The following is a 21,907-nucleotide window of genomic DNA, read 5'->3' as shown; positions in this document are numbered from 1 at the left end:
GTCGGGAATACGGGACGGAACGGCAAAACGGTACGCGAATCGGCACTCGACTCGAGGGAGAGGGAGGCGACCGTCGCCTACTCGACGTTTTCGCCCTGGTAACTCCCGTCGTAGACGTCCTCGTGGTTCGCCTCGGCGAAGACCAGCTGGGCGATCCTGGCACCGCGCTCGATTTCGATGTCGTGGTGGACCTGCAACAGCCCTTCGCCCCGCCCCTCGTAGCCGGCGTCCCACACCGCGGTATTGAGCATACAGGAGTTCCGCATGAGCGACGAGCGGGGGTAGACGAAGCCGACGTGGCCCTCCGGAATCGCGATCCGCTCGCCGTAGCGGACGACGTAGGACCCCTCGGGCAGGTAGTACGTGTGGGGGTCTTTCTCCTCGAGTTCCTCGAGCGGGCGGGCCACCCGGTCCCCGATCTCTTTCCCGTCTCGGCCGATGCGCCCCGGCTCCAGTTGCTCGAAGACGACGTCGGCGGTCAGATCGACCCCGTTGGGCTGGATCTGCGCGTCGGTCGTCGGCGAGACGTGGTCGGCAACGAACGCACCGGAGCGGAACATGTCTGTTGTCGCAACGCCGCGGCGACGACAAAAGCGTATCCGTTCGACTCGATCCATCAGTTCGGTACCATTCGTCACGCCGCTATCGCGTCGGACGGGCCCGACGCGACCGTACAGCGGTCATATGACGGGATCGTATCCCGTTATCGACGAACGGTCGCTCACTCGGCAATATTTACTCGAAAACCTCCGTTTCCGAGGCCCACGCGGGGTCCGTGGCTCACAGAAACACGCTGGATTTATCAGGACGGAAAGCCGAGTTCTGGGTGCTATGGGACAGACTCTCACCGAAAAGATTCTCGACGACCACCTCGTCGAGGGCGAACTCGAGACCGGCGAGGAGATCGGGATCGAGATCGACCAGGTACTTACCCAGGACACGACCGGGACCATGGTTTGGCTCCAGTTCGAAGCCATGGGGCTAGACGAGGTCCAGACCGAGATCGCAGCGCAGTACTGCGACCACCAGACTTATCAGTTCGACTTCAAGAACACCGACGACCACCGTTTCCTCCGCTCTGCGGCCGGCAAATACGGCGCTCACTTCTCCCGACCCGGTAACGGTATCTGCCACAACGTCCACCGCGAGAACTTCGCGGCCCCCGGCAAGACGCTGCTGGGTTCGGACAGCCACACGCCGACTCCCGGCGGCCTCGGCGAACTCGCCATCGGCGCCGGCGGGATCGACGTCACCGTCGCCATGGGCGGTGCGCCCTACTACATCGAGATGCCCGAAGTCGTCAACGTCCGCCTCGAAGGCGAGCTCCCCGAGTGGGCCACCGCGAAGGACGTCATCCTCGAGATGCTCCGTCGCCTCTCCGTCAAGGGCGGCGTCGGCAAGATCCTCGAGTACACCGGTCCGGGCGTCGAAACCCTGACCGCACCCGAGCGGATGACCATCACCAACATGGGAACCGAGCTCGGCGCGACCACGTCGATCTTCCCGACCGACGAGCAGACCAAAGACTACCTCGAGCGCGTCAACCGCGGCGACGAGTACGTCGAGCTCCAGCCCGACGACGACGCCGAGTACGACGACGAGATCGTCGTCGACCTCTCCGACCTCGAGCCGCTGATCGCACAGCCCTCGATGCCGGACAAGGTCGTTCCCGTCAGCGAAGTCGAAGGCGAATCCGTCGAGCAGGTCATCGTCGGCTCCTGTACGAACGGCGGCTACGAGGACATCCTCCCCGTCGCCAAGATGCTCGAGGGACGCGAAACCTCGATGGAGACCGAGACGATCGTCGCGCCCGGCTCCAAGCAGGCCTCCGAGATGCTCGCCCGCGAGGGCTGGGTCGCGGAGATGATGGCCGCCGGCGTCAACTTCTCCGAGGCGACGTGTGGTGCCTGTATCGGCATCGGCCACGTTCCCTCCTCGGACTCCGTCTCCCTGCGAACCTTCAACCGCAACTTCGAAGGTCGCTCGGGAATCGAAGACGACAACGTCTACCTCTGCTCGCCCGAGGTCGCGGCCGCGGCCTCCCTCAAGGGCGAAATCGTCGACCCCCGCAACCTCGCCGACGAACTCGGCGATCTCGAAGCGCCCGGCGTCGAGCTCCCCGACGAGTACGACGGATCGAAGACCGACCTCATCGCGCCCGACGAGGCCGTCGACGACGAACTCATCAAGGGCCCGAACATCGGCGACGTCCCGCTGAAGGACCAGCTCGACTCGGACATTCAGGGTGAAGCGCTCCTGAAGATGGAGGACAACATCACGACCGACCACATCATCCCTGCGACGCAGGACATCCTGATGTACCGGTCGAACGTCCCCAAGCTCTCCGAGTTCACGCTCAGCCGCGTCGACGAGACCTTCGCACAGCGCGCGCTCGACGCCGACGGCGGCTTCCTCGTCGCCGGCGAGAACTACGGCCAGGGCTCCTCGCGAGAACACGCCGCTCTCTGTCCGATGTACCTCGGTATCGAGGGCGTCCTCGCACAGAGCTTCGCACGCATCCACCGCGCGAACCTCTTCAACTTCGGGATCGTCCCGCTGACGATCGACGAGGACACCTACGAGAACATCGACCAGGGCGACGACGTCGAGATCGTCGACAACGTCTACGACGCCGTCACCAGCGGACAGGAGGAGTTCACCGTCCGCATCAACGGCGAAGACGAGTACACGGCGACGCTGGACGCCTCCGAACGCGAGCGCGCAATTCTCGCCGCCGGTGGCAAGCTCGCCTGGACGAAAGAGCAGGCCGAAGGCGGCAGCGGCGCGGCGCCCGCCGACGACTGATCGGACACCGACGACTCGGCAGCCGATTCGAATTTTGTTTTTTCGCTCGCCGGCGAGTGACCACGCTCTCGAGCGGGTGCTCCCCGACCGCCCCGTCGGCCCGTCCCTCGAGCACCGGTACCGGCAACGCCGATCGCAAAACGCCATCGTCATACCCATCCGACCGATAGCACGACCGAATGCCCACCGGTGGACACGTGAACGCTGGCTATCGCCGCCTGTTCGATCGCGACGGCCTGACCTTCGGTGCCGGCTTTCCGCTGACCGGAGCGAACCGCTCGACGCCGAACGTTGCGGACGAACTGCGACTCGCCGAGCACGTCGAGTCCGTCGGTTTCGACGGACTCTGGGCGCGAGACGTCCCGACCTACTGGCCCAAATTCGGCGACGCCGGCCAGACGTTCGACACGTGGCCGTGGCTCTCCCACGTCGCCGCCCACACCGACGACATCGCGCTCGGCACCTCGAGCGTCGTCCTCACGCTTCGCCACCCGCTCCACGTCGCGAAATCCGCGGCGACGGTCGACCGGCTCTCGGAGGGCCGACTGGTCCTCGGCGTCGCCTCCGGCGACCGCGACCCCGAGTATCCCGCCTTCGACGTCGACCGCGAGGAGCGCGGCGAACTGTTCCGCGAGAGCGTCGAAGCCCTCCGGACGGTCTGGCGGGAGGACTTCCCCGAACTCGAGGGACGATGGGGATCGCTCGAGGGAAACCTCGACGTCGTCCCGAAGCCGACGACCGACACCCTGCCGCTGCTGCCGACCGGCCACGCCCGCCAGTCCCGCGAGTGGATCGCCGAGCACGGCGACGGCTGGCTGTTCTATCACCTCCCCGAGTCGACGCTCGAGAATTATCTCGCGGACTGGCGCGAGGCCGCGGGCGAGAAACCGTTCTCGATCGCGGTTCGCGTCGAACTCGCCGACGATCCGACGGCCGGCCCGGAGCCGCTTCACCTCGGGTTTCACGCCGGCGTCGAGTGGTTCCGGGAGTACTTCGCCCGACTCGAGGACTACGGGCTCGATCACGCGATCGTCGGGATTCAAAACGACGACCGAGAAGCCGCGCTGTCGACGTTCGCCGACGAGATCATCGACCGGTTGTAGCTGCCCGGCCTACGGACGACGCCAGACGCCCTCGACGCGAGCACTGGCGCCGCCACACTGGAGTTCGAGGACGGCGCCGCTCGGCGACCGGTTTCCGCCGCCGGGACTCGCGGGTGGCCCGGTGTTCGTCAGGACGATTTCGACGGTGCCGTGATCGATCGAGACCGGCGACTCGAGCGCGAGAGCGAGCGTCTCGGGGGTTCGTCGCTCGATCGTCGCCGCGTGCTCGCTGCCGTCGATCGCGACCGACGCCGACAGCGCGTCCGCGCCGGTGAAGTCGAGCGCCCGGGTCGTCTCGATGCGACCGTAGTCGAACCGAAGCCGCTCGAGTGGCGCTCCGTCGGTATCGACCGAGGAGAGTGACCACGCGTGTTCGAAGACGCCGCCGCCGGTCTGGGTCACCTCGAGCCGAGCCGAGTCGATCGCGATCTCGGGTCGCTCGAGGGTGAGTTCGCGTTCGGCCTCGACCGTCGTCTCGTCGCCCGCGGCCTCGATCCCGATCGTTCCCGTGACGGTTTCACCACTCGTTCCATCGCGCTCCGGATCCAGTCCGACGGTAACGTCGGCGATTCGTTCGCCGGGACCCAGCCGCTCGTTCGCGCTCTCGCGACGGATAACCCGGTCGTCGGAGACGGGGTTGCCGTCGGCCGACCGGAACCGGAAGTGCTCGACCGTGAGCGTGACCGCGATCGGTTCCGTGAGCTGATTGATGACGTCGAACGTGGTGGGCGGCTGCCGAGGGTCCCCCTCGAACAACACTCCACCCTCTTCGACGCCGTCCGCAGTCAGCCCGAGATAGGCGTTCGCATCGCCGGCGGTCCGAACCTGTGCGTCTCGCTCGAGCCCCGCCGTCGAGAACCCCATCGTCTCGATAGCGAGGACGCCACTCGAGCCCGCGATCGTCGCCAGTGCAGCGCGTCTCGTCCGTTTCATTCGTGTTGTCTCTGGTGTCGTGGGGGCGCTGACGGGGCCCCGACCGGAGCCGTTGTCCTGTCGGTCGATCACTCGTCGGTCGGTCGATCCCGGTACTCGAGTTCCACGCTCGGGGGCTGCTCCGCGATCCCGAGTCGGCTCCGTCTGGCGTAGTAGCGGTGTGCGAGCGCGGAGACGGCGAACGTGACGATGACGAAGACGCCCCACGCGGCTGCGGGGAGCTGGCTGAACGGTAGCAAGTCGAGTGTCGACGTGACGAACAGTGCGCCGGAGAGCGCCGTCAACCCGAGGTAGTAGTCGCTCCAGGGGATCTCGCGGCCGCGGACGACGTCCATGTAGATCTCCACGTCTTCCAGTGCCGGCGTCGGCTCGATCGTCCCCCGGTCGCGATCGAACTCGACGACGCCCGCCTTGTCCATTTTCGGGAGGTGGGACTGCTGGAGGGCAGTGTAGACCCGCTTCCGATCGGTGCTCGAGACGTCCTCGAAGGCGAGCCCGTCCTCCCAGGCGGCGATCTCCTGTGAGAGGTCACCGATATCGAGGCGCGCGTCCTCGCGCATGAGCGCGTGCATGATGTGTCGCCGCCGCTGGTTCGCCAGGAGCTCGAAGAGTTCGTCTTCAGTCAACCGCTGCCGGTCTGGCTGCGATACGTCGATCTCCCCGGATGGTTTCGCTTGGCTGACCCCCATTGAATTGATACCTCCACACTTTCGCAAATAAGTCTATTGGTTACTTTCATATCTTAAATTAAAATTACACTTTGGAGGGATGTATTTCCACCCGGAACGATGGGTCACTATCGCGCTGTTGGCCGACAGTATTAGACATTTTACACTATATTGCCGGTTCAGACTGCCGTTGACTGGTAGTCAACTGTTCACAGACGACGGTCGGGTCTCGGTCTCGAGTCGGTTGACCGCGAGTCAACGGTGGTTGCACCGGTGTCGACGACTGACTGTTCCGCACCGACAGCGGTCAACCGATCCGATACGCCGTCGTCCGTTCGGTACGCGAGCGGTTGACCCAACGGTAACGTCTCACGGACTCGAGTCCACGTCTGTATTACAATACCCCTTCCCGGTCACGGATTTCTCGTGATCCCCGCAGCGGGGGTCGGGGCGAGCGCCGAGCCGCCGTCCGAGCGCGGCCGCGTGATCGCCTGCGAACGACACAACGGAGAATCCAACCATGCAACGACGCAAATTCGTTATCGGAATGGGAGCACTGGCATCGGGAACTGCTGCAGCCGTCGGATCGGGTGCGTTCTCGAGCGTGACCGCATCACGAGACGTCGACGTCGAAGTCGCCGACGACGCCTCCGCTTACCTGCGCCTCGAAGGCGCCGGCGGCGCGAACTCGGAGTACGTGACGGGCGACGGAAACGGCGGGACGCTGACGATCGACCTCAGCTCGAACAACCCCACCGACGCGGGCGGTGACGGCGTCAATCCGGACGCGATCACGGAGATCGACGACCTGTTCGTCATCGAAAACCAGGGGACCCAGGAGGTCGACGTCGACTTCTCCAAGACCGGCGACAACGCGAGCCGCGTCTCGTTCTACCCCGACGGCGAGGCCTACGACGGCGATTCGCTGGCGACCAGTCCCGTCACGTTAGGTCCCGGCGAAAGCACGACCGTCAGCGTCGAGGTCGACACGGAAGGCAGCGGGCTCGGCGACGGCGACGAGCTGCTCGACTCGGTGACCGTCAGCGCGACGGCGAACTAAACGGAGTAGAACGATATGGAACGACGAAAATTCGTACTCAGTGCCGGCGCGCTCGCCGCGAGCGGTGGCATCGCCCTGGGAACCGGGGCGTTCAGTAACGTCGAGGCGGAGCGCGACGTCGGCGTCGCGGTCACCGACGACTCCAGCGCGTACCTCGGCATCAAACCCGGCGACGGACCGAACGGCAACTACGTCGATACGACGGACAGCGACGCACTCGCGATCAACCTGACCGGCGACAACGACAACATCGGCTCCGGTCTCGCCGGCGGCGAAGGGTTGAACGCCAACGCCGTGACCGGGATCGCGGACCTGTTCAAGATCCAGAACCAGGGGACACAGGACATTCAACTCGAGGTCGCGCCGCTGGCGTTCGCCGACGCGGACTTCGCTAACTTCGACGGCGTTCTCGGCGTCCTTCTGGTGCCACAGATCGGCGGCGTGGCGCTCGATTACGACATGTCGTGGTCCCCGCCGGTGAACCTCATTTCCCTCTCGGAGCTCTCGCCCGGCGACGAGATCGACTTCAGCCTGGCGGCCTTTGCGATTCCCGAGAGCGCGGTGGACTCGGTCGAGATCAGCGACGAAATCGAAATCACTGCGGAGGAACTCTGACGATGACGAACGACACACCGACACTCAGCGACTACGAAGAGGTCGCGGACGTCGATTTCGACCTCGATAGCGAGGAACTGGATCGAGACGCGATCAACGCGGAGCTCGAACGGCTCTTCAACAGCTAACCACACCCACTACGAGAGCCGTCGACGGATCGAACCCCTTCGGGGACCGGTTCTCGGAGGAAGCCGATCACCTCACTTTGCCGGATTCCGCCCTCGACGAGCGTCTCGAGTACCGAACGTGGCGTACAGTACGCACGCTTCGAACCCCGTTACCGGGTACGTTCCCGTCGGAAACCGTATTCTTATAACTAGCCAAACTCTTATGGATACATATTTATATGTGAGTTCATCTCGTTGATCTAGTGGAAAAATGATTCGTCGGGGGGTCGGATGGGCACTGCGAGGACTCGTTGTCGTTACCGTTCTCGCGCTGGTCGCGGGGCAACTGCTCGGACAGCCGATACTGCTCAGTTTCGTCGAAACCGGGAGTATGGAACCGACGATCGACACGGGTGACGGATTCATCGCCGTTCCGAGCGAAGTGACCGGCGAACCGGAGCCGGGCGACGTCGTTGTGTTCGAGGCCGAGAAGATTCAGGGCGGCGGACTGACGACGCACCGTATCGTCGAGGAGACGCCTCGCGGGTACGTAACGCGCGGGGACGCGAATCCGTTTACCGATCAGGACGGCAACGAGCCCCACGTACAGGACGCTCAGATCGTCGCGACCGCGTGGCAAGTCAACGGCGCGGTCGTGACGATCCCTCACTTCGGGACGGCCGTCATGTCGGTGAGCGATGCGTTCGGCGGTGTTCAAACGAAACTGGCGGCCGCGTTCGGAACGCGGAACCTCCTCGGAAACTCGGGCCTGGCGGTGGTTCTGCTCGCCTTCTCGAGCGTCCTCTACGTCGCCGAGACGGTCCGCGAACGGCGATCGACGTCGTTCGAATCGCGGCTCGGTAGCGACGACGGGGGCGACGGAATCGATCCGCGAGTGCTCTCGGCCGGGTTCGCGCTGTTAGTCGTCTCCGCAGGAGGGGCGGCGATGATCGTGCCGGCGGGGACGCAGTCCTACGACGTGATCAGCGCGGAGTTCGAGTCGGAGCAACCGCTCGTGATCGAACGGGGAACGACCGACGAGATCCCGTATACGGTTTCGAACGGTGGGTTCGTTCCGACGGTCTCCTACGTCGAATCCGGCGGCGACGACGTGACGGTCACACCGGACCGGGCGACCGTCGGTCCACGGGACGAGACGTCGGTCACGGTCTCGATTACGACACCCGACGAGACCGGCTACTTCCCGACGTACATCACCGAGTATCGCTACCTGTACGTGCTTCCGGTACCGGTTCTCGACGCTCTCTACGAGCTCCACCCGTGGGTGCCGTTCGCCACTATCCTTTCGCTACTCGGCGGTGGAACCTACGGTCTCGGTCGGGTACTCGCCGGACCGGTGGACGCTCGCTCGAGACGACTGGCCGCCCGCAGTCGGCGGACCACGGCGCGGTCGATCATTCGGAGGCTCTACTGAGAATGAGTGGACGTCTGACCGAGACGGACGGCGGCACGGTGGACGACGAGCGCCGACTGCGCTCCCGCGTTCTGTTGGCGGAGTATCGGACGGCGATCATCGTCGCCCTCGTCGTGCTGGTGGCACTGGGCGGGTGGATCAGTTACGGCGCCTACGCGACGCCGGGCGAAGAGACGACGCAGCAACGGACGGCGGCCTGGACCGCGACGGGAGACGTGTCCCACGCGGCTACGGTCACCGAACCGAACACGGTCTACGCCGAGGGGACGCGCCTCGAGAACGATCCCCTCTACTATACGGCCATCAGCCCGACGGTCGACGGGGAGTTCGTCGCGGGGTACGACGCGCGAACGAGCGATAACGTCCAGGTCGGACTCACGGTCGATCTCGTGTATCGTTCCGTCGGGTCCGACAACACCACCCACTGGAGCGAGCGCGAACGACTGGCGTCGACCCGCGAAGCGGACGTGCAACCGGGAGAGAACGTCACCGCCGCGTTCTCGGTCAACGTCAGCGAGATTACGGCTCGAATCGACGAGATCGAGTCTGACCTCGAGGCCAGCCGGGGCGACACGGATATCGAACTCGTCCTCGAGCGAGAGATCGACGGCACCATCGCCGGCGAGCGACGATCGACGGCGGACAGCTATCGGGTCACGATCGATGCCGATAGCGGAACGTATGAAATCACGGACGACCAATCCTACACCGAGACTCACGAGGAGTACGAGACCGAAACCGTCCCCGCTTCGGTTAGCCCGGTTCGGAGCATCGGCGGGCCGCTGCTGGTAGTCCTCGGCATCGGCGGACTCGTCGGACTCAGATACGTCTCTCGGCGCGTTCCGACCCCGACGGCCGCCGAGCGGGAGTGGCTCGCGTATCGCGACGACCGCGACGAGTTCGAACAGGTGATCACGACCATGCGGCTGCCCGACGCCGCGCTCGAGGGTCCGCGAGGGGAACTCGAGACGCTGTTGGCGCTGGCCGAATTCGGGATCGACGTCGGATCGGCGATCGTCTTCGATCCGGAGCGGGAGCTGTACGTCGTTCGCGGCGACGGGATGGTCTCGGTCTTCGAGCCGCCGGCGAAACCGTCGGCGGCCAAGGACATCGACGATCGAATTTCGTTTGCAGACGATACCCCTCAGTCAGTAACTGACGGCGAATCGATCGCCGAAAGCGGGAGTGACCGGCCGGCACTCTCCGACGCGTCCGACACCCCACCAGTGACCGACGACCGAGCGGCGAGGACCGACTCGACGGCAGCGTCGGATACCGATTCGAACGAAACGCCTGCCGCCGAGTCGGGGACTGCTTCGCAGGCCGATCCGCATGCAACGTCGGCTCCCGATTCAGGGGCCATGTCGGAGTCGGACTCCGCCGTCGAAATCGACGACGACGACCTGCTCGGACTCGCCGGACTACGGGAAGAAGACCTCCTCGAGCCCGCGCCGCTCGGCTGGGAGTCTCGGTCCGAGAACGGATCGAACCCTGACGAAGCGACCGCGAGTGAGCCCGGCGGAGCGACCACGAGCGACTCGACCGGGGACGACTGAGCCGGGATCCTCACGGAGCGGTAACAGCGGCAGAACTCGTCGGTTCACTCTTCGGGCCGAAACACCACGTGACAGCCGTAGTCGGGTGAGACCGGCGAGATGCGATCGCCGTCGGCCAGCCGGATCGACGCCGGCGGATCGGGGCGCGGAAGGGGTGCGTCAGCGTCGCGCCGGCGCTCCCGCCCCTCTCGAGAGAGCACGTACTCCCACGGACCCTCCCGCTGAACGAAGGTTCCGTTGAGACTCCGGTCTCGAAGCTGCCAGCCCTCCTCGTCGCACTCGAGGGCGGCGTGTTCGGGACAGAGGTATCGCTCGTCGTCCGGGAACACGACGGTCGGAGTCCGTCCGTCCGCCGCCCAGCGGCCGACGGTGTCGCCGGGACGAACGCGAACGGCGCGCTCGGACGGCTCGTGGACCAACTCGGCGGCTCGATCCGATACCTCGAGGAACGGGACGAGCGCGTCGTAGAGGTCGCCGGCGTCGTCGAACCGGTCGCGGTAGTTGGGTGCGGTCGCGCGACGGATCGGGTCGCTGAGAGCCGACGGGCAATTGACGCCGCGAGATTGAAGATCGACGGGCTCCCGGGCTTCGTTCGAATCCGCCTCCGTCGTTCCGGTCAGCAGAACGGCGAGAAACCGTCCGAGCGCGTACACGTCGGACCACGGGCCGATCGATGCAGTGGGATTGTTCGTCCGCGTCTGTTCGGGCGGTTTGAACGGATCGCGACCGAAGCGGACGTCCGGCTCCGTCTCGGTCGCCACCGCGGCGTTCAGATCGATCACTGCGGGCTGGCCGGACCGGCGAACGAGCACGTTACTCGGCGTCACATCGAGGTGCGCGACGCCGTTTCCGTGGAGGAACTCGAGCGTCCGGCAGACCGGGCCGCCGAGCTCCCGAACGCGCTCGAGGGCGGGTTCCGGATCCGTCTCGCGGTCCACGACGTCGTCGACCGAGCCGCCGCGGATCAGTTCCGTAGCGATGTACACCGTGTCTCCGTCGACCGCACCGTCGACGAACTGCACGAGCGATCCGGGAACCGGTCCCCCCTCGAACCGGCGGAACCACTGGAGTTCCCCCTGGAAGTGCGCCCGAACCTGCTCCGGATCGTGCGAGCCGTCGTTCTCGCACTTGAGTGCGACCTGAATCTCTCGCTCACGGTCGGTCGCGCGCCAGACCGTCCCGAGACCGCCGGCGGCGAGTCGCTCCTCGAGACGGAACCGGTCGTCGACGATCGTGCCCGTCCGCTCGCCCTCCGTCATCGCGCTTCGCTCCGGCGGCCCGCTCGCCGTTCACGGGGACTGTCCGTTTCGACGGTTGGGGATACGGAATTCGGACACGGGAGTACCCGCACGCTTACGTGGAGAACCCATTGAAGGGCCTCCCGTCCGTCGAGTCACTCCAGCGCGTCCGGTTCTGGGCGTGCTCGACCGACGAGAAGAAGCGAAACGTGATCGGGTCCTCCTTCCGGGGGTCCTCGAACGTGAACGCCATCCCCTCTTCCAGTCGGGTCGTCTCGTCGAGATCGCCGTCGGCGGCGGTGCTCGGGTCGAACCCGTGCTCGCGATGGAGGTCGGCCCCCTCGCTCGAGAGCAGCACCGTCCACGTCCCGTCGCCGGTCTCCACGAACGTCCCGACGGCGCTGATATCGCGGACCTGCCAGTAGCCGTCGTCGTCGCACTCCAGCCGGACGTGGTGGGGCTCGACGGACGCGTCGTCGCCGACGACCAGACCGATGTTCGGGCTCTGGTCGCTCCCATCCGTCGTCCGGCCGATGGTGACGCCGTCGACGATCTCGAAGATGGTCTCGTCACCCGCGATCGTGACCGCGGCCGTCGGCGGGTCGCCCTCGCCGGCCGAAACTACCTTCGCCGTTCCGCCGTCCTGTGACGATCGCCTCGAGCCGCCGGACGAGGCGTTCGCCTCGCTTCCGGCTCGCGTGCTTCCGCCGCTATCACCGGAGTCGGTCGCCGAACCGGACTCGGCGGCCTCCTCGGGCGGATCGATGATCGTCTCTTGGTTCGTCAGCTCCCGAGTGTCGGTGGCCGCACCGCGAAGCGGCGGCGAGTCCGGCGACGGCGTCGTTCCCCGATCCCTGGCCAGCGTCAGGGAGAGGTTGTCCTTGCCGCCGCGGTCGTTGGCGAACGAGACGAGTTGCTCGACCCCCTCCCGGAGATCGTCGGCCCCGAGGACGATATCTCGGATCTCGTCGTCCGTGACCAGCGACTCGCGGATCTCTTCGCGAGCGGCGTCCATGTCCGTCGCCTGCTGGTACGTCTCCCGAAGCGAGCGGTTGTCCGGGAACGCGTCGACCAGGCCGTCGCTCGTAAACAGGATGATGTCGTCGCGGTAGATCTCGGTGGACCCGAACTCGACGTCGACGCTCGGCTGGCCGTGCGCGGAGCCGCCGACGACGTTCGTGATCGCCGTCGCATCGGGGTGGATGCGGGCGTACACCTCGTCGTCGATCTCCCCCTTCTCGAGCAGGTCGTTCGTGACGGCGTGATCCCGCGTGAGCTGTTTCGTTTCCTCGTGGCGCTCGTTGATGACGTAGATCCGGCTGTCGCCGACCCAGCCGTAGTGGAGGTGCCCGTCGACGTAGACGCCGACGACGAGCGTCGTCGCCGGGCGGCCGCCGATGCTCTGGGCGAACTCCTGGATGTGCTGGTGGGCAGCGTCGATCCCCTCCTGAATCGCGGTTTTGATCTTTCCTTCGGAGACGGCCCCGTTCGGGTCGGCGTCGGCCGTCGGCGGCGTCGGCTCGTAGGAGTCGATACCGAACCGTTCCGGGACGTCCGTTCCGGGACCGAGGAGGGCGTCGGTGAGCCGCTTCCTGACGACGGTCGTCGCCAGGAAGGCGGCGACGTCGCCGCAGTCCTCGCCGCCGACCCCGTCACCGAGGACGAAGACTCCGACCGGCCGTTCCGTCTGCCGGTGTTGATTCTCGAAGACCGCCGTCGCGATGCCGTCCTCGTTGATTCCGTCGCGTCGTTGCTTCCGTGCGCCGATATCGATAGTGCTCGCGTATTCCATAGTCATTCCACGGGTTGGTGATCGAACTGGAAGTAGAACCGCTCGGGGTAGGATGGACTGACCAGCGCGATCGTGTCGCCGCCCTCGAGCGCCGTCGACGCCTCGAGATCGTCGGGAACCGACTCCCCGTGGCGTCGCTGGCGTTCCTGTCCGGCCTCCGACAGCAGGAGGTGCCACTCCTGTTCGTCGTGTTTGCTGATGTAGGTGCCGTTGAGACTGGTGTCGATGACCCGCCAGTTCCCGTCCTCGTCGGTGTCGAACCGGCAGTGAACGGCCGAGAGGGCCTTGTGTCGGTCGTCCTCGAGCATGATCGAGGGCCGAGGTCCGTCAGGCGTCACCCTGCCGATGGTGTCGCCCGGACTGATCGTCCACCGCTCGTCGCGGCCGAGCCAGTGGACCGACGCCTGCGCCGGCATCGTCGCGTCGCGCTTCTCGAGGGATCGCTTGAGAACGGACGCGTTGGGATACCGGTCGACGGTATCGTGCTGGGTCGAGAGCCGGATGATCTCGTCCATGTACGGCGCCGTCTCGATGCCGAAGTCCGAGGGTGCGACGCCGTCGTCGTCGGGGACCCAGCCGACCTTGAGGTAACACAGGATCTTCCCGATCGAGTAGACGTCGCTCCAGGGGCCCTGCCGCTGTTCCGAGCCCTGATTCAGTTCCGGCGGTTTGAACTCCCCCGGGACGGTCGAGTCCGCGTTCGACTCCCCGGCCGCGGAACTCGCAGAACTCTCCGTCGTGAACTCGGCACCGCCGCGTTCGGGGACGAACCCTTTGGCCGTGGTGAAGTCGATGATCTTCGGGTTCCTGGTTCCGTTGATCATGATGTTGTCCGGCTTGAGGTCCCGGTAGATGAGGTCGTGATCGTGGAGGAAGGAGAGCGCGTCGCAGATCCCGATGCCGATCTCGCGGACCTCGTCGTCGTCGGTGATAGGATCGTCGTTCTTGACGACCGTGCCGAGCTCCTCGCCGTCGATCGCCTCGATGACGAGGACCGGCATTCCGAACCCGTGTTCCTTCCGGTAGTACCCCATGATGTTCGGATGGCCGCCCGCGTCGCGGATGTCCTCGAGGACGTCCCGCTCTCGCTCGAAGTACTTGTCGACGAGGTCGTCCGGCGCGTTCCCGTTGTAGTTGGGGTGTTTCAGTGCGACCGACTGTCCCGTGTCGGTGTCGGTTGCGGCCCACACGACGCCGAAGCCGCCCCTCCCGAGCTGTTCTTGAATCTCGTACCGGCCGGCGAGTTCGTCTCCGGCTGTTGGCTCTGACATTTTGGTTGGTACTTAGTGTCTCTCTGTGTCCGATCGTCCGCGGACGGTATCCGCCGCCACCGGTCGACCGCGTCGACCGTTTTCAGTCGAACCGGCCGGCATCGTAGACGACCGTCGTGTTCTCCTGAATCTCGCGGACCTCTTCCTCGTCGCCTTCCTCGATCCGCGTGACGTTCTCTCGGAGTGCGTCCGTTATCTCCGTCTCGCCGGTGATGACCTCGGTCTCGTCGATCAGGTCCTTGACCTCCTCGATCTCTTCTTCGTCGTCGGCGTGGGCGATACGGGTGCGGAGATCCGTCTCGCGGTAGCTGAGGGTGACGTCCTCGTTCTGGGTCGCCAGTTTCTCCTCGTCGTCGGTGTAGCTGACCGAGATGTCGGTCGATGCCGACGCCGACCCGGCCTGCAGGTCGACGTTGGCGATCGTCGCGGTCGTCCCGATTTCGCCCACGGGAGCGTCCATGGTCAGGACGACCTTCTGTTGCTCGCGGTCCAGCAGGTCCGGCAGTCCGATGATCGCACTTCCCCCGGCGTGCTCGACGTCGACCTCCTGCACCTGCGGGAGCCGACGGTAGACGTCGCCGACCTCACAGCCCTCCTCCAGATCGATCACCAGTTCGGGGTTGTTCGCGACGACCGTCGACGCCTCCTGGACGACGTCCCCGAAGAACGATCGGATGTCCATCGGGTTCTCCACGTGAGCCCACTGGCCCTGGGAGTGCTCGCCCAGCGTCCGAATGATACCCTTGTCGTAATTCGAGCCGATCCCGGCGGAGTAAATCGACGTCCCGCCGTCCGCGGTCGCCTTCGCCAGCGGCTCGAAGTCCGGCTCCTCGAGTCGGATGTCGCGGCCGTCCGAGAGCAGCAGGATCCGCTTTGCGATCCCCTCTCCCTCGTCGAGGCCGCGCAGCGACTTTCGCGCCTCCTCGAGGCCGGCGTAGATGTCGGTCCCGCCGCGGGTTTCGATTTCGTCGAGCTTCGCCTCGGCCTCGCTGCGCTCGATGTCTCCCCACCGGGTCGCTTCCATGATGACGTCGACCTCGGTATCGAACGTGACGATACTCAGGTAGTCCTGATCGTTCAGGAGCCCGAAGACGAGGTTCGTCGCGTCGCGAACCTGGTCCATTTTCTTGTAGGACATCGACCCGCTGCTGTCGATACAGAGCGCGATGTGTCGCTCCGTCGGCTCGTCGTTCCCGTCGTCGTCCGGTTCGATAGTGAGTTCGCAGGTAATTCCGCCCCCGTTCTCCGGCACGTACGGTCGATTCAGTTTCGTTGAGAAGTCGGTCGTCATTGCGGTAACTAATCATACCTCTCAGGATGATCTGATAACTTTTTCGCTGGTATCTAATGTCAGTTGATACGAAACCGACTCGACACGGGCGTGGAAAAAACGGCATCCCGTTACGCGACGCTGACGCATCTGGCCGAGAGAAACCGCGACTATCGCGGCGAACGCGGACGGCTCGGGTCGTCGGTCGCTACGACAGCGTCACGTCGATCTCCGCACGACCGGCGAGCTCGAGCGTATCGCCGTCCTCGAGCTTCTCCTCGGAACCGTCCATGGCAGTTCCGTTGCGCTTCGTCCCGTTCGTACTGACGTCAGTCACGTAGACGCCGTCGTCTTCGACCGCGAACTCGAGGTGCTCGCTCGAGAGATATCGGGCCTCTTCGCGGCCGCCGCTCGCCGAAACCAGGTCCGCGAGCCACTCCTCGTCGCGTCGGCCGAACACGTCACCGTCACCGAACGTGTAGGGTTCGCCGTCGATCTCGAGCGTCACTTCGGTCGGGACGTCGTCGGCTTCGTCGTCCGATGCCTCGTCATCGCTCGCTTCGTCGTCTGCGGTTTCATCGTCGGCGTCGTCGGCTTCGTCATTGCCCTCGTCGTCACCGGCCTCGTCAGCGGCTTCCTCGTCGCCGGCATCGTCGACGCCTCCGCTTTCCCGAATCGCATCCAGATCCGTCCCGCAGCTCGGGCAGAACGACTCCTCGTCGATGGAGTTCCCGCAGTCCGGACACTCGGTGAGCTCCACCGGCTCGTCCGCCTCGCTCTCGTCCTCTTCCTCGAGTTCCTCCCCGCAGTTCGGGCAGAACGCTGCCGACGCATCGACCGTCGAGTCACACGACTGGCACTCGATCGTCGCCGGCTCGTCCTCTCCCGGCTCCGCTCCGTCGTCTTCGGCATCGTCGCCGTCGGTGTCCGCTTCCGCGTCGTCGTCGCCGTCCGTCTCTGCCTCTTCTTCTTCGTCGTATTCTACCTCGACGTCGTCCTCGGCATCGGTCGCGTCGTCGACGGTTTCGGACTCCTCGTCGGAACTATCAGCGTCGTCACCACTCGGCGCTTCGTAGTCGGGGTGTGGCGTGTTACAGTTCGGACAGAATCCGCCGTTCGGGGACGGATCGAACGTCGTTTCACACGAGACGCAGCTGAATTCGGTTTGTTCTGCCATGGTATTCAGCGCACTTTCTCAGTCATAATAGAAAAAAGTATGCCAGAACTGGCGTGTTTTTTCTCCGATTTTGGGGAGATGTATCGGACGTACGAAGTCTCTACACTCACGGACTGCACCTGTAAATATAAAAAATACAACTATAGTCTAGCTGGGAGTACGGGTGCAGTCTGTCGCTCGATCGGTGGTGACGTTGGAGGGAACGACGGGAGAGACGCGACTGGCGGCCGTACACTCGCCGATTTCGTTGTCGACATAATACAGCCCTGATTCTGATTTCGTCACAGGAGCTCCGCCCTACGATACCGATCACAACAGACACTACAATCCAAACAAACGCTAAGTATTTACGTCAAACACAAGATATCGGGATACAATGCGCCCCCCGAACGGATCAGGTAACGACCACGAAACACTCGTTCTCCTGGAACTGGTCGCGGTTCCCATCGCGTTGCTGGCGACGTTCTTCACCCTCGCTCTCGCCGAACTCCTCGCGGTCGCGATTAGCATGGCGATCGACGCCGCGGGTGTCGGTGGTGCCGTTCTCCCAGTCGTCAACGTCGTGATCGGACTCGGGACGCTGCTGGTTCTCTTCGGGGGTGGCGGACTCCTCGTCGTCGGCTATCGCTACTGCTTCGACTCGTGGTTCGACGAAGTCAACGCGCTTCCCCTGTTGCTCGTTCCGGCTATCGGTATCGCCGTTTCAGTCGGCTACTCGATCTGGACTACCGGTTCGATACGGCTCTCCTCGTGGCTCTTCTTCCCAATCGCTATCTCGGCGTACGCGCTGGCGTACCGGACGATCGCGATCGATTCGCTCCGCCGAGACCGCGAACGCGACGGGCTGGTCGCCGGTGCTCTCACCGCGTTCCCGGTCGTCGTCGTGCTGCTCGACCTCGCCAGCCGAATGATCGGTTCGGGACGACCGATCGCGCGGACACTGGATCCGGTGGCAGTCGGCGGGGGAACACCGATGGTGCGATCCGTCGTGATCGCCGTTCCGATCCTCGTCACGGTACTCTACGGCATCGAGACGCTCTACAGTCGACAATCGCGATGGGACGGGCCCGACTGGTCGGTCCCGGTCTCCCGAAACGCGATTTCGTCCCGCACGCCGTCTGCCGGATCGCTGCCGAATCTCAGAGACACGATTTCCGACCTCACGTCGCGCATGCGATCGGACTCGTCCGGTCGGCAGCCCACCGGCGCGGGTGCTGGCCGACCCTCCTCGAAGAAGGCTCGATCCTCCAGCGACGTCGTTCCGTCGAGCCCGGGAACGGGATCCGCTCCTCGCAGCGGGTCGAAATCGAACGATGCCTCCAGTTCGAACTCGTCGGCCGACCGTGCCGCGAGCACGTCGGCGGACGACGGGCCGTCCGCGAGCCCCACCGACACGTCGGACGCGGACGATCCGTCTCCAGATACACAATCCGGAGGCGCTGGCACTGACGACCCATCGTCTGCCGACGCTGCTAGCTCGGCCGCCGACTCGAGCAGCGACGGGACCGGTTCCGATACCCGGATATTCGTCGACGACTTCGATCAGTACATTCCCGACGAGACGCCGGTCGAAACGTGCCCCGACTGCGAGAAAGAGATCCCGTCGGACGGCGTCTACAATTTCTGTCCGTTCTGCGGCGGCGACCTGTGACCGACCCTCGATTCCGGGACTCGTCCGATTCGCGGCCGGAACTCCTCACGGCCGCCCGTCCACTGGACGCGTTCACCCGAGCACCGCCGTCCACATCGCGCACGACGATTCACTCGAGCGGCCAGTGGCCCGACTCGAACGCCGATCAGCCGTCGTCCTCGGCCCGCTCGCGTAACCGGCGTTTCTGCCGGCGTTCGGTCACGTGGTCGAGCCCGTCGGCCAGTTCCTCCCGAACGGCGTCCTCGAAGGTATCGACCTCCTCGAGGAACTCCCCCGAGAACTCCTCGACGAGTTCGTAGGTCCACTGATCGCTGATCGCACCCGCGGGGAGGTGGTCGTCACGGAGTTCGTTCGCCCACTCCTCGTGGCCGGCGTTCCGAAGCCGGTCCTCGGCGTCACCCATCCGATCCATCGCGTGGCCCAGTTGGTGGTGGAACTCGAGCAAGGTGCCGTAGGCTCGATGGACGTGTTCGATTCCCAGCTGCAGTTCGTGGAGCGCGGCCTGTTCGGCGTCGCTCAACGCGAGCTCGTCCGGATCGGTCTCCGTGTCGGGGCCCGCGCTCGGATCGGTGTCTGTCACGTATACGTCGACATCGGTCCGAGGGAAAACCCTCCCCGTTGAACGTGCCGGACGGGAGGCTCGACTGCAGCGTCGAATGCGGTTTGCTCTGGTAACTGTCTCCGGCATGGCGGCGTCAGAGTTCAAGCCGCGCGCCGAGCTCGGGGGCAGCCGCGTCGTACCCATCGGCTCGGAGTTCCTTGGCGAACGCTTCACACCGATCGCCGTGGTTGACCAGCACCCTCGTGTCCTCGTAGGACTCGAGGAACGTCCGGATGCCGTTCCGATCCGCGTGCGCGGAGAAATCGTACTGTTCGACCTGGGCGCTGACCGGCATCACCCGGCCGTCGATCTCGGCGCTGCCGGTCTCGAGCAGGTCGCGACCGGGCGTCCCCTCGACCTGATAGCCGGTCATCGCGATCTTGTTCGTCGGGTGCGCCCGGATCGCGGGGACGTACGTCATCGCGGGACCGCCGTGGAGCATCCCGCTCGTCGTGACGATGACCGTATTTTGCTCGGCGATCCGCTCGCGCTGGCCGTCGCGACCGTCGACGAACCGAGCGTTGCCCTTCGCTCGACGTAGCAGCTCCGGATCGCGGAGAAACGTTCGGTTTCGGTCGCGCAGGAAGAGCTCCGTGACGCGTTTTCCCATCCCGTCGACGTAACACTCGAGGTCGTATTCCTCGCAGATGCAGAGGATCTCCTGCGTGCGGCCGATGCCGAACGCTGGGACGACGACGGTACCGCCCTCCCAGATCGTGGTCCGCAGGCTCTCGGCGAACCCGCGTTCGATCTCCTCGCGGGGCGGTCGGGTCACGTCGGAGTAGGTGCTCTCGCAGAGGACGACGTCGGCCTCCGGTCGTGCCGTCGTCCCGTCGAGTAATCGTTGCTCCTCGGTGTGAAAATCGCCGGTGTAGAGCAGTTCGGTCTCGCCGTCGTCGACGAGCACGTGGGCGCTGCCCGGCACGTGGCCGGCGTCGAAGAACGTGATCTCGTAGCCCGCGGCCTCGAACGTGTCCTCGTAGCCGTGGGTCTCGGACACCTGTGCGACGCGAGCGAGTTCGGCCTCGGTAAACGGGCAGTCGTAGCTTCCCCCGTGGAGCTTCAGCGTGTCGCGGGCCAGCACCATCGTGAGGTCGTAGGTCGGCGGCGTCCAGTGGATCGACGGCCGCGCGTCGCCCGCCAGGAGCGCCGGGACGGAGCCGACGTGATCGAGGTGGCCGTGACTGACGACGACGGCGTCGGGGTCGACGTCGCCCACCGGAAACGACGGCGGGTTCCCCGAATCCATGCCGAAATCGAGCAACAGCGTGTCGTCGACGAGAATCGCGCTCCGACCGATCTCGCGCGCGCCACCCAGCAACTGGACGTCCATTACCGGACCGTTGGGATCCGGCCGGCTTGCCTCCGTTGGTTCGCGACGACCGATCGAGGGGTCCAAAAGTGAGCTTGCGGATGACCTCGAGTTACCGATCTCGGAGCCGATGCCGATCGCTCACGCCGTCGCGAGTACCCGAACGGTTTGGTCCCGTTCGACCACGGCGTTCGTCCGAACTGAGCAGCCGCTCGAGTTCCCGTTCGAACTCCGCGTCGGTGAGCTCGCCGGCGACGTACCGCGAGCGAAGGTGTTCTTCCGGGTCGGTCTCGTCGGTGGAGTGCCGTGGTGCGTCCGTCTCGTCCTCGGTCGTCGACCCGCTATCGAGTACCGAAACCAATCCGATGACGGCCAGGACGAACACGCAGAGGATGGCGAGCGACACGATCATCGAGAGGACGGCTGCGACGATCGAGAGGGCGATTCCGACGATCGTTCCGACGACGCTCAGGACGATCCCCGCGAGTACGAGTACGCCGAGTCCTTTCAGGAGGACGGAGCTGAGACGTCCCATACGTTCCGTTCGTCGGACGATCACAAAAATTACGCGTGACCGTAGTAGCGACCGTCACGATTCGCTGGTTTTCAGGTAAGTCGACAGATCACGGCAGCGGCGTCAGGAGCCGTTTCGCAGTTCGTCCGCGCCGGTCGTCCGAGCGGCGGTCCGCTCGGTCAACCCGATGAGGTAGACGTCGAGCAGACAGATCGACAGGATCGCGAGCGGGACCGCCACGTCGGGATAGCTCACTGTATCGAACTGCAGGGCCGTCACGACGAACGGATCGCCCGGCTCGAGGGCACCGGACAGCGACCGCGCGCTCAGGAACGCGAGCGCGAGGCCGTACAGGACGAACCAGATTCCGCCGCGCTTCCACTGACCGAGGTAGCAGTGGCCGAGGCCGGCGACCAGCGCCGAGAGCGGATACGCCGGCCAGATCGGTCGCGACAACTCGCTCATCGGGCGGGCCTACGTCACGGAAGACAATTTGTGTTGCCATCCCAACCGGTGGGTCATTTCCGGTACTGGTTGATTCCGAACCGGTCGTAGCCGCCGTACGCGAGCTCGAGCGACCCGATCCACCAGTTCCACCGGTCCGGCGGGGCCCCGTTGGGGGCGTCCGACAGCTCGTCGATGACCAGATCGTTCGTCAGGGTCACTCCCGCGTCCGCTTGATACTGGCCCGAATCCGCGAGATCGACCGCCTGCCGAACGACGACCCGCGACTGCCCCATCGTCCCGCCGAACTCCTCGCGCAGGCGAATCTCGAGCCGCCCCGGATCGATGAACACGG

Annotated in this window: 21 protein-coding genes; 8 read left to right on the top strand and 13 right to left on the bottom strand. The window is 65.1% G+C overall.

The genetic code is table 11. The features are described from left to right. Positions 1-77: 77 nt before the first annotated feature. Entirely contained in the window at positions 78-560 is a 483-nt protein-coding gene (locus LDB05_RS12305; RefSeq protein WP_226004284.1) for a deoxyuridine 5'-triphosphate nucleotidohydrolase, read from the bottom strand. A gap of 271 nt (positions 561-831) precedes the next feature. On the opposite strand from LDB05_RS12305, the gene LDB05_RS12300 reads away from it, so the two are divergent. Together LDB05_RS12300 and LDB05_RS12295 are read left to right on the top strand one after the other, a co-directional pair. Continuing rightward, positions 832-2,805 (top strand): aconitate hydratase, encoded by a 1,974-nt coding sequence (locus tag LDB05_RS12300; protein WP_226004283.1) that lies wholly within the window; start codon positions 832-834, stop codon positions 2,803-2,805. A gap of 179 nt (positions 2,806-2,984) precedes the next feature. Next, the gene (locus tag LDB05_RS12295) at positions 2,985-3,908 is read left to right on the top strand and encodes an LLM class oxidoreductase (protein WP_226004282.1); all 924 of its coding nucleotides are present in this window, start codon (positions 2,985-2,987) and stop codon (positions 3,906-3,908) included. 9 nt (positions 3,909-3,917) lie between these two features. Here the strand turns inward: LDB05_RS12295 and LDB05_RS12290 are convergent, their stop codons facing one another. Together LDB05_RS12290 and LDB05_RS12285 are read right to left on the bottom strand one after the other, a co-directional pair. Next, on the bottom strand, positions 3,918-4,841 hold the full coding sequence (locus LDB05_RS12290; RefSeq protein ID WP_226004281.1) for a hypothetical protein: 924 nt from the start codon (positions 4,839-4,841) through the stop codon (positions 3,918-3,920). A 68-nt stretch (positions 4,842-4,909) separates the two neighbouring features. Beyond that, a complete protein-coding gene (locus tag LDB05_RS12285; RefSeq protein ID WP_226004280.1) occupies positions 4,910-5,530 on the bottom strand; it encodes a DUF7344 domain-containing protein in 621 nt (206 codons plus the stop codon). 499 nt (positions 5,531-6,029) lie between these two features. Between LDB05_RS12285 and LDB05_RS12280 the strand changes: the two genes are divergently transcribed. The 5 genes from LDB05_RS12280 (at position 6,030) to LDB05_RS12265 (ending at position 10,282) form a co-directional block, all read left to right on the top strand. After that, a complete protein-coding gene (locus LDB05_RS12280; protein ID WP_226004279.1) occupies positions 6,030-6,569 on the top strand; it encodes a DUF1102 domain-containing protein in 540 nt (179 codons plus the stop codon). A gap of 15 nt (positions 6,570-6,584) precedes the next feature. Next, positions 6,585-7,184, top strand: coding sequence for a hypothetical protein (locus LDB05_RS12275; RefSeq protein WP_226004278.1), 600 nt, complete (start codon positions 6,585-6,587; stop codon positions 7,182-7,184). A gap of 2 nt (positions 7,185-7,186) precedes the next feature. Then, positions 7,187-7,312 carry a hypothetical protein gene (locus LDB05_RS23420; protein WP_284145775.1) on the top strand — a complete coding sequence of 42 codons (126 nt, stop codon included), beginning with the start codon at positions 7,187-7,189 and terminating at the stop codon, positions 7,310-7,312. 250 nt (positions 7,313-7,562) lie between these two features. Continuing rightward, a complete protein-coding gene (locus LDB05_RS12270; RefSeq protein WP_226004277.1) occupies positions 7,563-8,726 on the top strand; it encodes a signal peptidase I in 1,164 nt (387 codons plus the stop codon). Between the two features lie 2 nt (positions 8,727-8,728). Further along, complete coding sequence (locus LDB05_RS12265; protein ID WP_226004276.1) at positions 8,729-10,282, top strand: DUF5305 domain-containing protein; 1,554 nt, start codon at positions 8,729-8,731, stop codon at positions 10,280-10,282. Between the two features lie 44 nt (positions 10,283-10,326). On the opposite strand, the gene LDB05_RS12260 is transcribed toward LDB05_RS12265, so the two are convergent. The 5 genes from LDB05_RS12260 to LDB05_RS12240 form a co-directional block, all read right to left on the bottom strand. Further along, a complete protein-coding gene (locus LDB05_RS12260; RefSeq protein WP_226004275.1) occupies positions 10,327-11,541 on the bottom strand; it encodes a serine/threonine protein kinase in 1,215 nt (404 codons plus the stop codon). Between the two features lie 94 nt (positions 11,542-11,635). Further along, positions 11,636-13,312: a protein phosphatase 2C domain-containing protein gene (locus LDB05_RS12255; RefSeq protein WP_226004274.1), complete on the bottom strand. Its 1,677-nt coding sequence runs from the start codon at positions 13,310-13,312 to the stop codon at positions 11,636-11,638. A gap of 2 nt (positions 13,313-13,314) precedes the next feature. Next, positions 13,315-14,583, bottom strand: a complete 1,269-nt coding sequence (locus LDB05_RS12250) for a serine/threonine protein kinase (RefSeq protein ID WP_226004273.1) — start codon at positions 14,581-14,583, stop codon at positions 13,315-13,317. A gap of 82 nt (positions 14,584-14,665) precedes the next feature. Beyond that, positions 14,666-15,874, bottom strand: coding sequence for a vWA domain-containing protein (locus LDB05_RS12245; RefSeq protein WP_226004272.1), 1,209 nt, complete (start codon positions 15,872-15,874; stop codon positions 14,666-14,668). Positions 15,875-16,061: 187 nt separating this feature from the next. After that, positions 16,062-17,030, bottom strand: a complete 969-nt coding sequence (locus LDB05_RS12240; RefSeq protein ID WP_226004271.1) for a double zinc ribbon and FHA domain-containing protein — start codon at positions 17,028-17,030, stop codon at positions 16,062-16,064. Between the two features lie 376 nt (positions 17,031-17,406). Between LDB05_RS12240 and LDB05_RS12235 the strand changes: the two genes are divergently transcribed. Continuing rightward, positions 17,407-18,681 carry a zinc ribbon domain-containing protein gene (locus tag LDB05_RS12235; protein ID WP_226004270.1) on the top strand — a complete coding sequence of 425 codons (1,275 nt, stop codon included), beginning with the start codon at positions 17,407-17,409 and terminating at the stop codon, positions 18,679-18,681. Positions 18,682-18,826: 145 nt separating this feature from the next. Here the strand turns inward: LDB05_RS12235 and LDB05_RS12230 are convergent, their stop codons facing one another. The 5 genes from LDB05_RS12230 to LDB05_RS12210 all read right to left on the bottom strand — a co-directional run bounded on the left by LDB05_RS12230 (position 18,827) and on the right by LDB05_RS12210 (position 21,905). Further along, positions 18,827-19,369 (bottom strand): hypothetical protein, encoded by a 543-nt coding sequence (locus LDB05_RS12230; protein ID WP_425498565.1) that lies wholly within the window; start codon positions 19,367-19,369, stop codon positions 18,827-18,829. Positions 19,370-19,376: 7 nt separating this feature from the next. Further along, entirely contained in the window at positions 19,377-20,615 is a 1,239-nt protein-coding gene (locus LDB05_RS12225) for an MBL fold metallo-hydrolase (RefSeq protein ID WP_226004268.1), read from the bottom strand. A 91-nt stretch (positions 20,616-20,706) separates the two neighbouring features. Then, complete coding sequence (locus tag LDB05_RS12220; RefSeq protein ID WP_226004267.1) at positions 20,707-21,129, bottom strand: SHOCT domain-containing protein; 423 nt, start codon at positions 21,127-21,129, stop codon at positions 20,707-20,709. 102 nt (positions 21,130-21,231) lie between these two features. After that, positions 21,232-21,573, bottom strand: coding sequence for a hypothetical protein (locus LDB05_RS12215; protein ID WP_226004266.1), 342 nt, complete (start codon positions 21,571-21,573; stop codon positions 21,232-21,234). A gap of 53 nt (positions 21,574-21,626) precedes the next feature. Beyond that, positions 21,627-21,905 (bottom strand): WNWW family protein, encoded by a 279-nt coding sequence (locus LDB05_RS12210; protein ID WP_226004265.1) that lies wholly within the window; start codon positions 21,903-21,905, stop codon positions 21,627-21,629. Between the last annotated feature and the right edge of the window lie 2 nt (positions 21,906-21,907).

Source organism: Natrinema salinisoli (assembly GCF_020405205.1).
In the GTDB taxonomy this organism is placed as follows: domain Archaea; phylum Halobacteriota; class Halobacteria; order Halobacteriales; family Natrialbaceae; genus Natrinema; species Natrinema salinisoli.
Note: the sequence above shows the minus strand (reverse complement) of the source record. Positions and strands in the feature narration are given on the sequence as shown.

What these genes read in the sequence shown, in the direction of transcription:
- LDB05_RS12305 (WP_226004284.1), bottom strand. Translation starts at nt 560, where the DNA reads ATGTTCCGCTCCGGTGCGTTCGTTGCCGACCACGTCTCGCCGACGACC.
- LDB05_RS12300 (WP_226004283.1), top strand. Translation starts at nt 832, where the DNA reads ATGGGACAGACTCTCACCGAAAAGATTCTCGACGACCACCTCGTCGAG.
- LDB05_RS12295 (WP_226004282.1), top strand. Translation starts at nt 2,985, where the DNA reads ATGCCCACCGGTGGACACGTGAACGCTGGCTATCGCCGCCTGTTCGAT.
- LDB05_RS12290 (WP_226004281.1), bottom strand. Translation starts at nt 4,841, where the DNA reads ATGAAACGGACGAGACGCGCTGCACTGGCGACGATCGCGGGCTCGAGT.
- LDB05_RS12285 (WP_226004280.1), bottom strand. Translation starts at nt 5,530, where the DNA reads ATGGGGGTCAGCCAAGCGAAACCATCCGGGGAGATCGACGTATCGCAG.
- LDB05_RS12280 (WP_226004279.1), top strand. Translation starts at nt 6,030, where the DNA reads ATGCAACGACGCAAATTCGTTATCGGAATGGGAGCACTGGCATCGGGA.
- LDB05_RS12275 (WP_226004278.1), top strand. Translation starts at nt 6,585, where the DNA reads ATGGAACGACGAAAATTCGTACTCAGTGCCGGCGCGCTCGCCGCGAGC.
- LDB05_RS23420 (WP_284145775.1), top strand. Translation starts at nt 7,187, where the DNA reads ATGACGAACGACACACCGACACTCAGCGACTACGAAGAGGTCGCGGAC.
- LDB05_RS12270 (WP_226004277.1), top strand. Translation starts at nt 7,563, where the DNA reads ATGATTCGTCGGGGGGTCGGATGGGCACTGCGAGGACTCGTTGTCGTT.
- LDB05_RS12265 (WP_226004276.1), top strand. Translation starts at nt 8,729, where the DNA reads ATGAGTGGACGTCTGACCGAGACGGACGGCGGCACGGTGGACGACGAG.
- LDB05_RS12260 (WP_226004275.1), bottom strand. Translation starts at nt 11,541, where the DNA reads ATGACGGAGGGCGAGCGGACGGGCACGATCGTCGACGACCGGTTCCGT.
- LDB05_RS12255 (WP_226004274.1), bottom strand. Translation starts at nt 13,312, where the DNA reads ATGGAATACGCGAGCACTATCGATATCGGCGCACGGAAGCAACGACGC.
- LDB05_RS12250 (WP_226004273.1), bottom strand. Translation starts at nt 14,583, where the DNA reads ATGTCAGAGCCAACAGCCGGAGACGAACTCGCCGGCCGGTACGAGATT.
- LDB05_RS12245 (WP_226004272.1), bottom strand. Translation starts at nt 15,874, where the DNA reads ATGACGACCGACTTCTCAACGAAACTGAATCGACCGTACGTGCCGGAG.
- LDB05_RS12240 (WP_226004271.1), bottom strand. Translation starts at nt 17,030, where the DNA reads ATGGCAGAACAAACCGAATTCAGCTGCGTCTCGTGTGAAACGACGTTC.
- LDB05_RS12235 (WP_226004270.1), top strand. Translation starts at nt 17,407, where the DNA reads ATGCGCCCCCCGAACGGATCAGGTAACGACCACGAAACACTCGTTCTC.
- LDB05_RS12230 (WP_425498565.1), bottom strand. Translation starts at nt 19,369, where the DNA reads ATGCCGGAGACAGTTACCAGAGCAAACCGCATTCGACGCTGCAGTCGA.
- LDB05_RS12225 (WP_226004268.1), bottom strand. Translation starts at nt 20,615, where the DNA reads ATGGACGTCCAGTTGCTGGGTGGCGCGCGCGAGATCGGTCGGAGCGCG.
- LDB05_RS12220 (WP_226004267.1), bottom strand. Translation starts at nt 21,129, where the DNA reads ATGGGACGTCTCAGCTCCGTCCTCCTGAAAGGACTCGGCGTACTCGTA.
- LDB05_RS12215 (WP_226004266.1), bottom strand. Translation starts at nt 21,573, where the DNA reads ATGAGCGAGTTGTCGCGACCGATCTGGCCGGCGTATCCGCTCTCGGCG.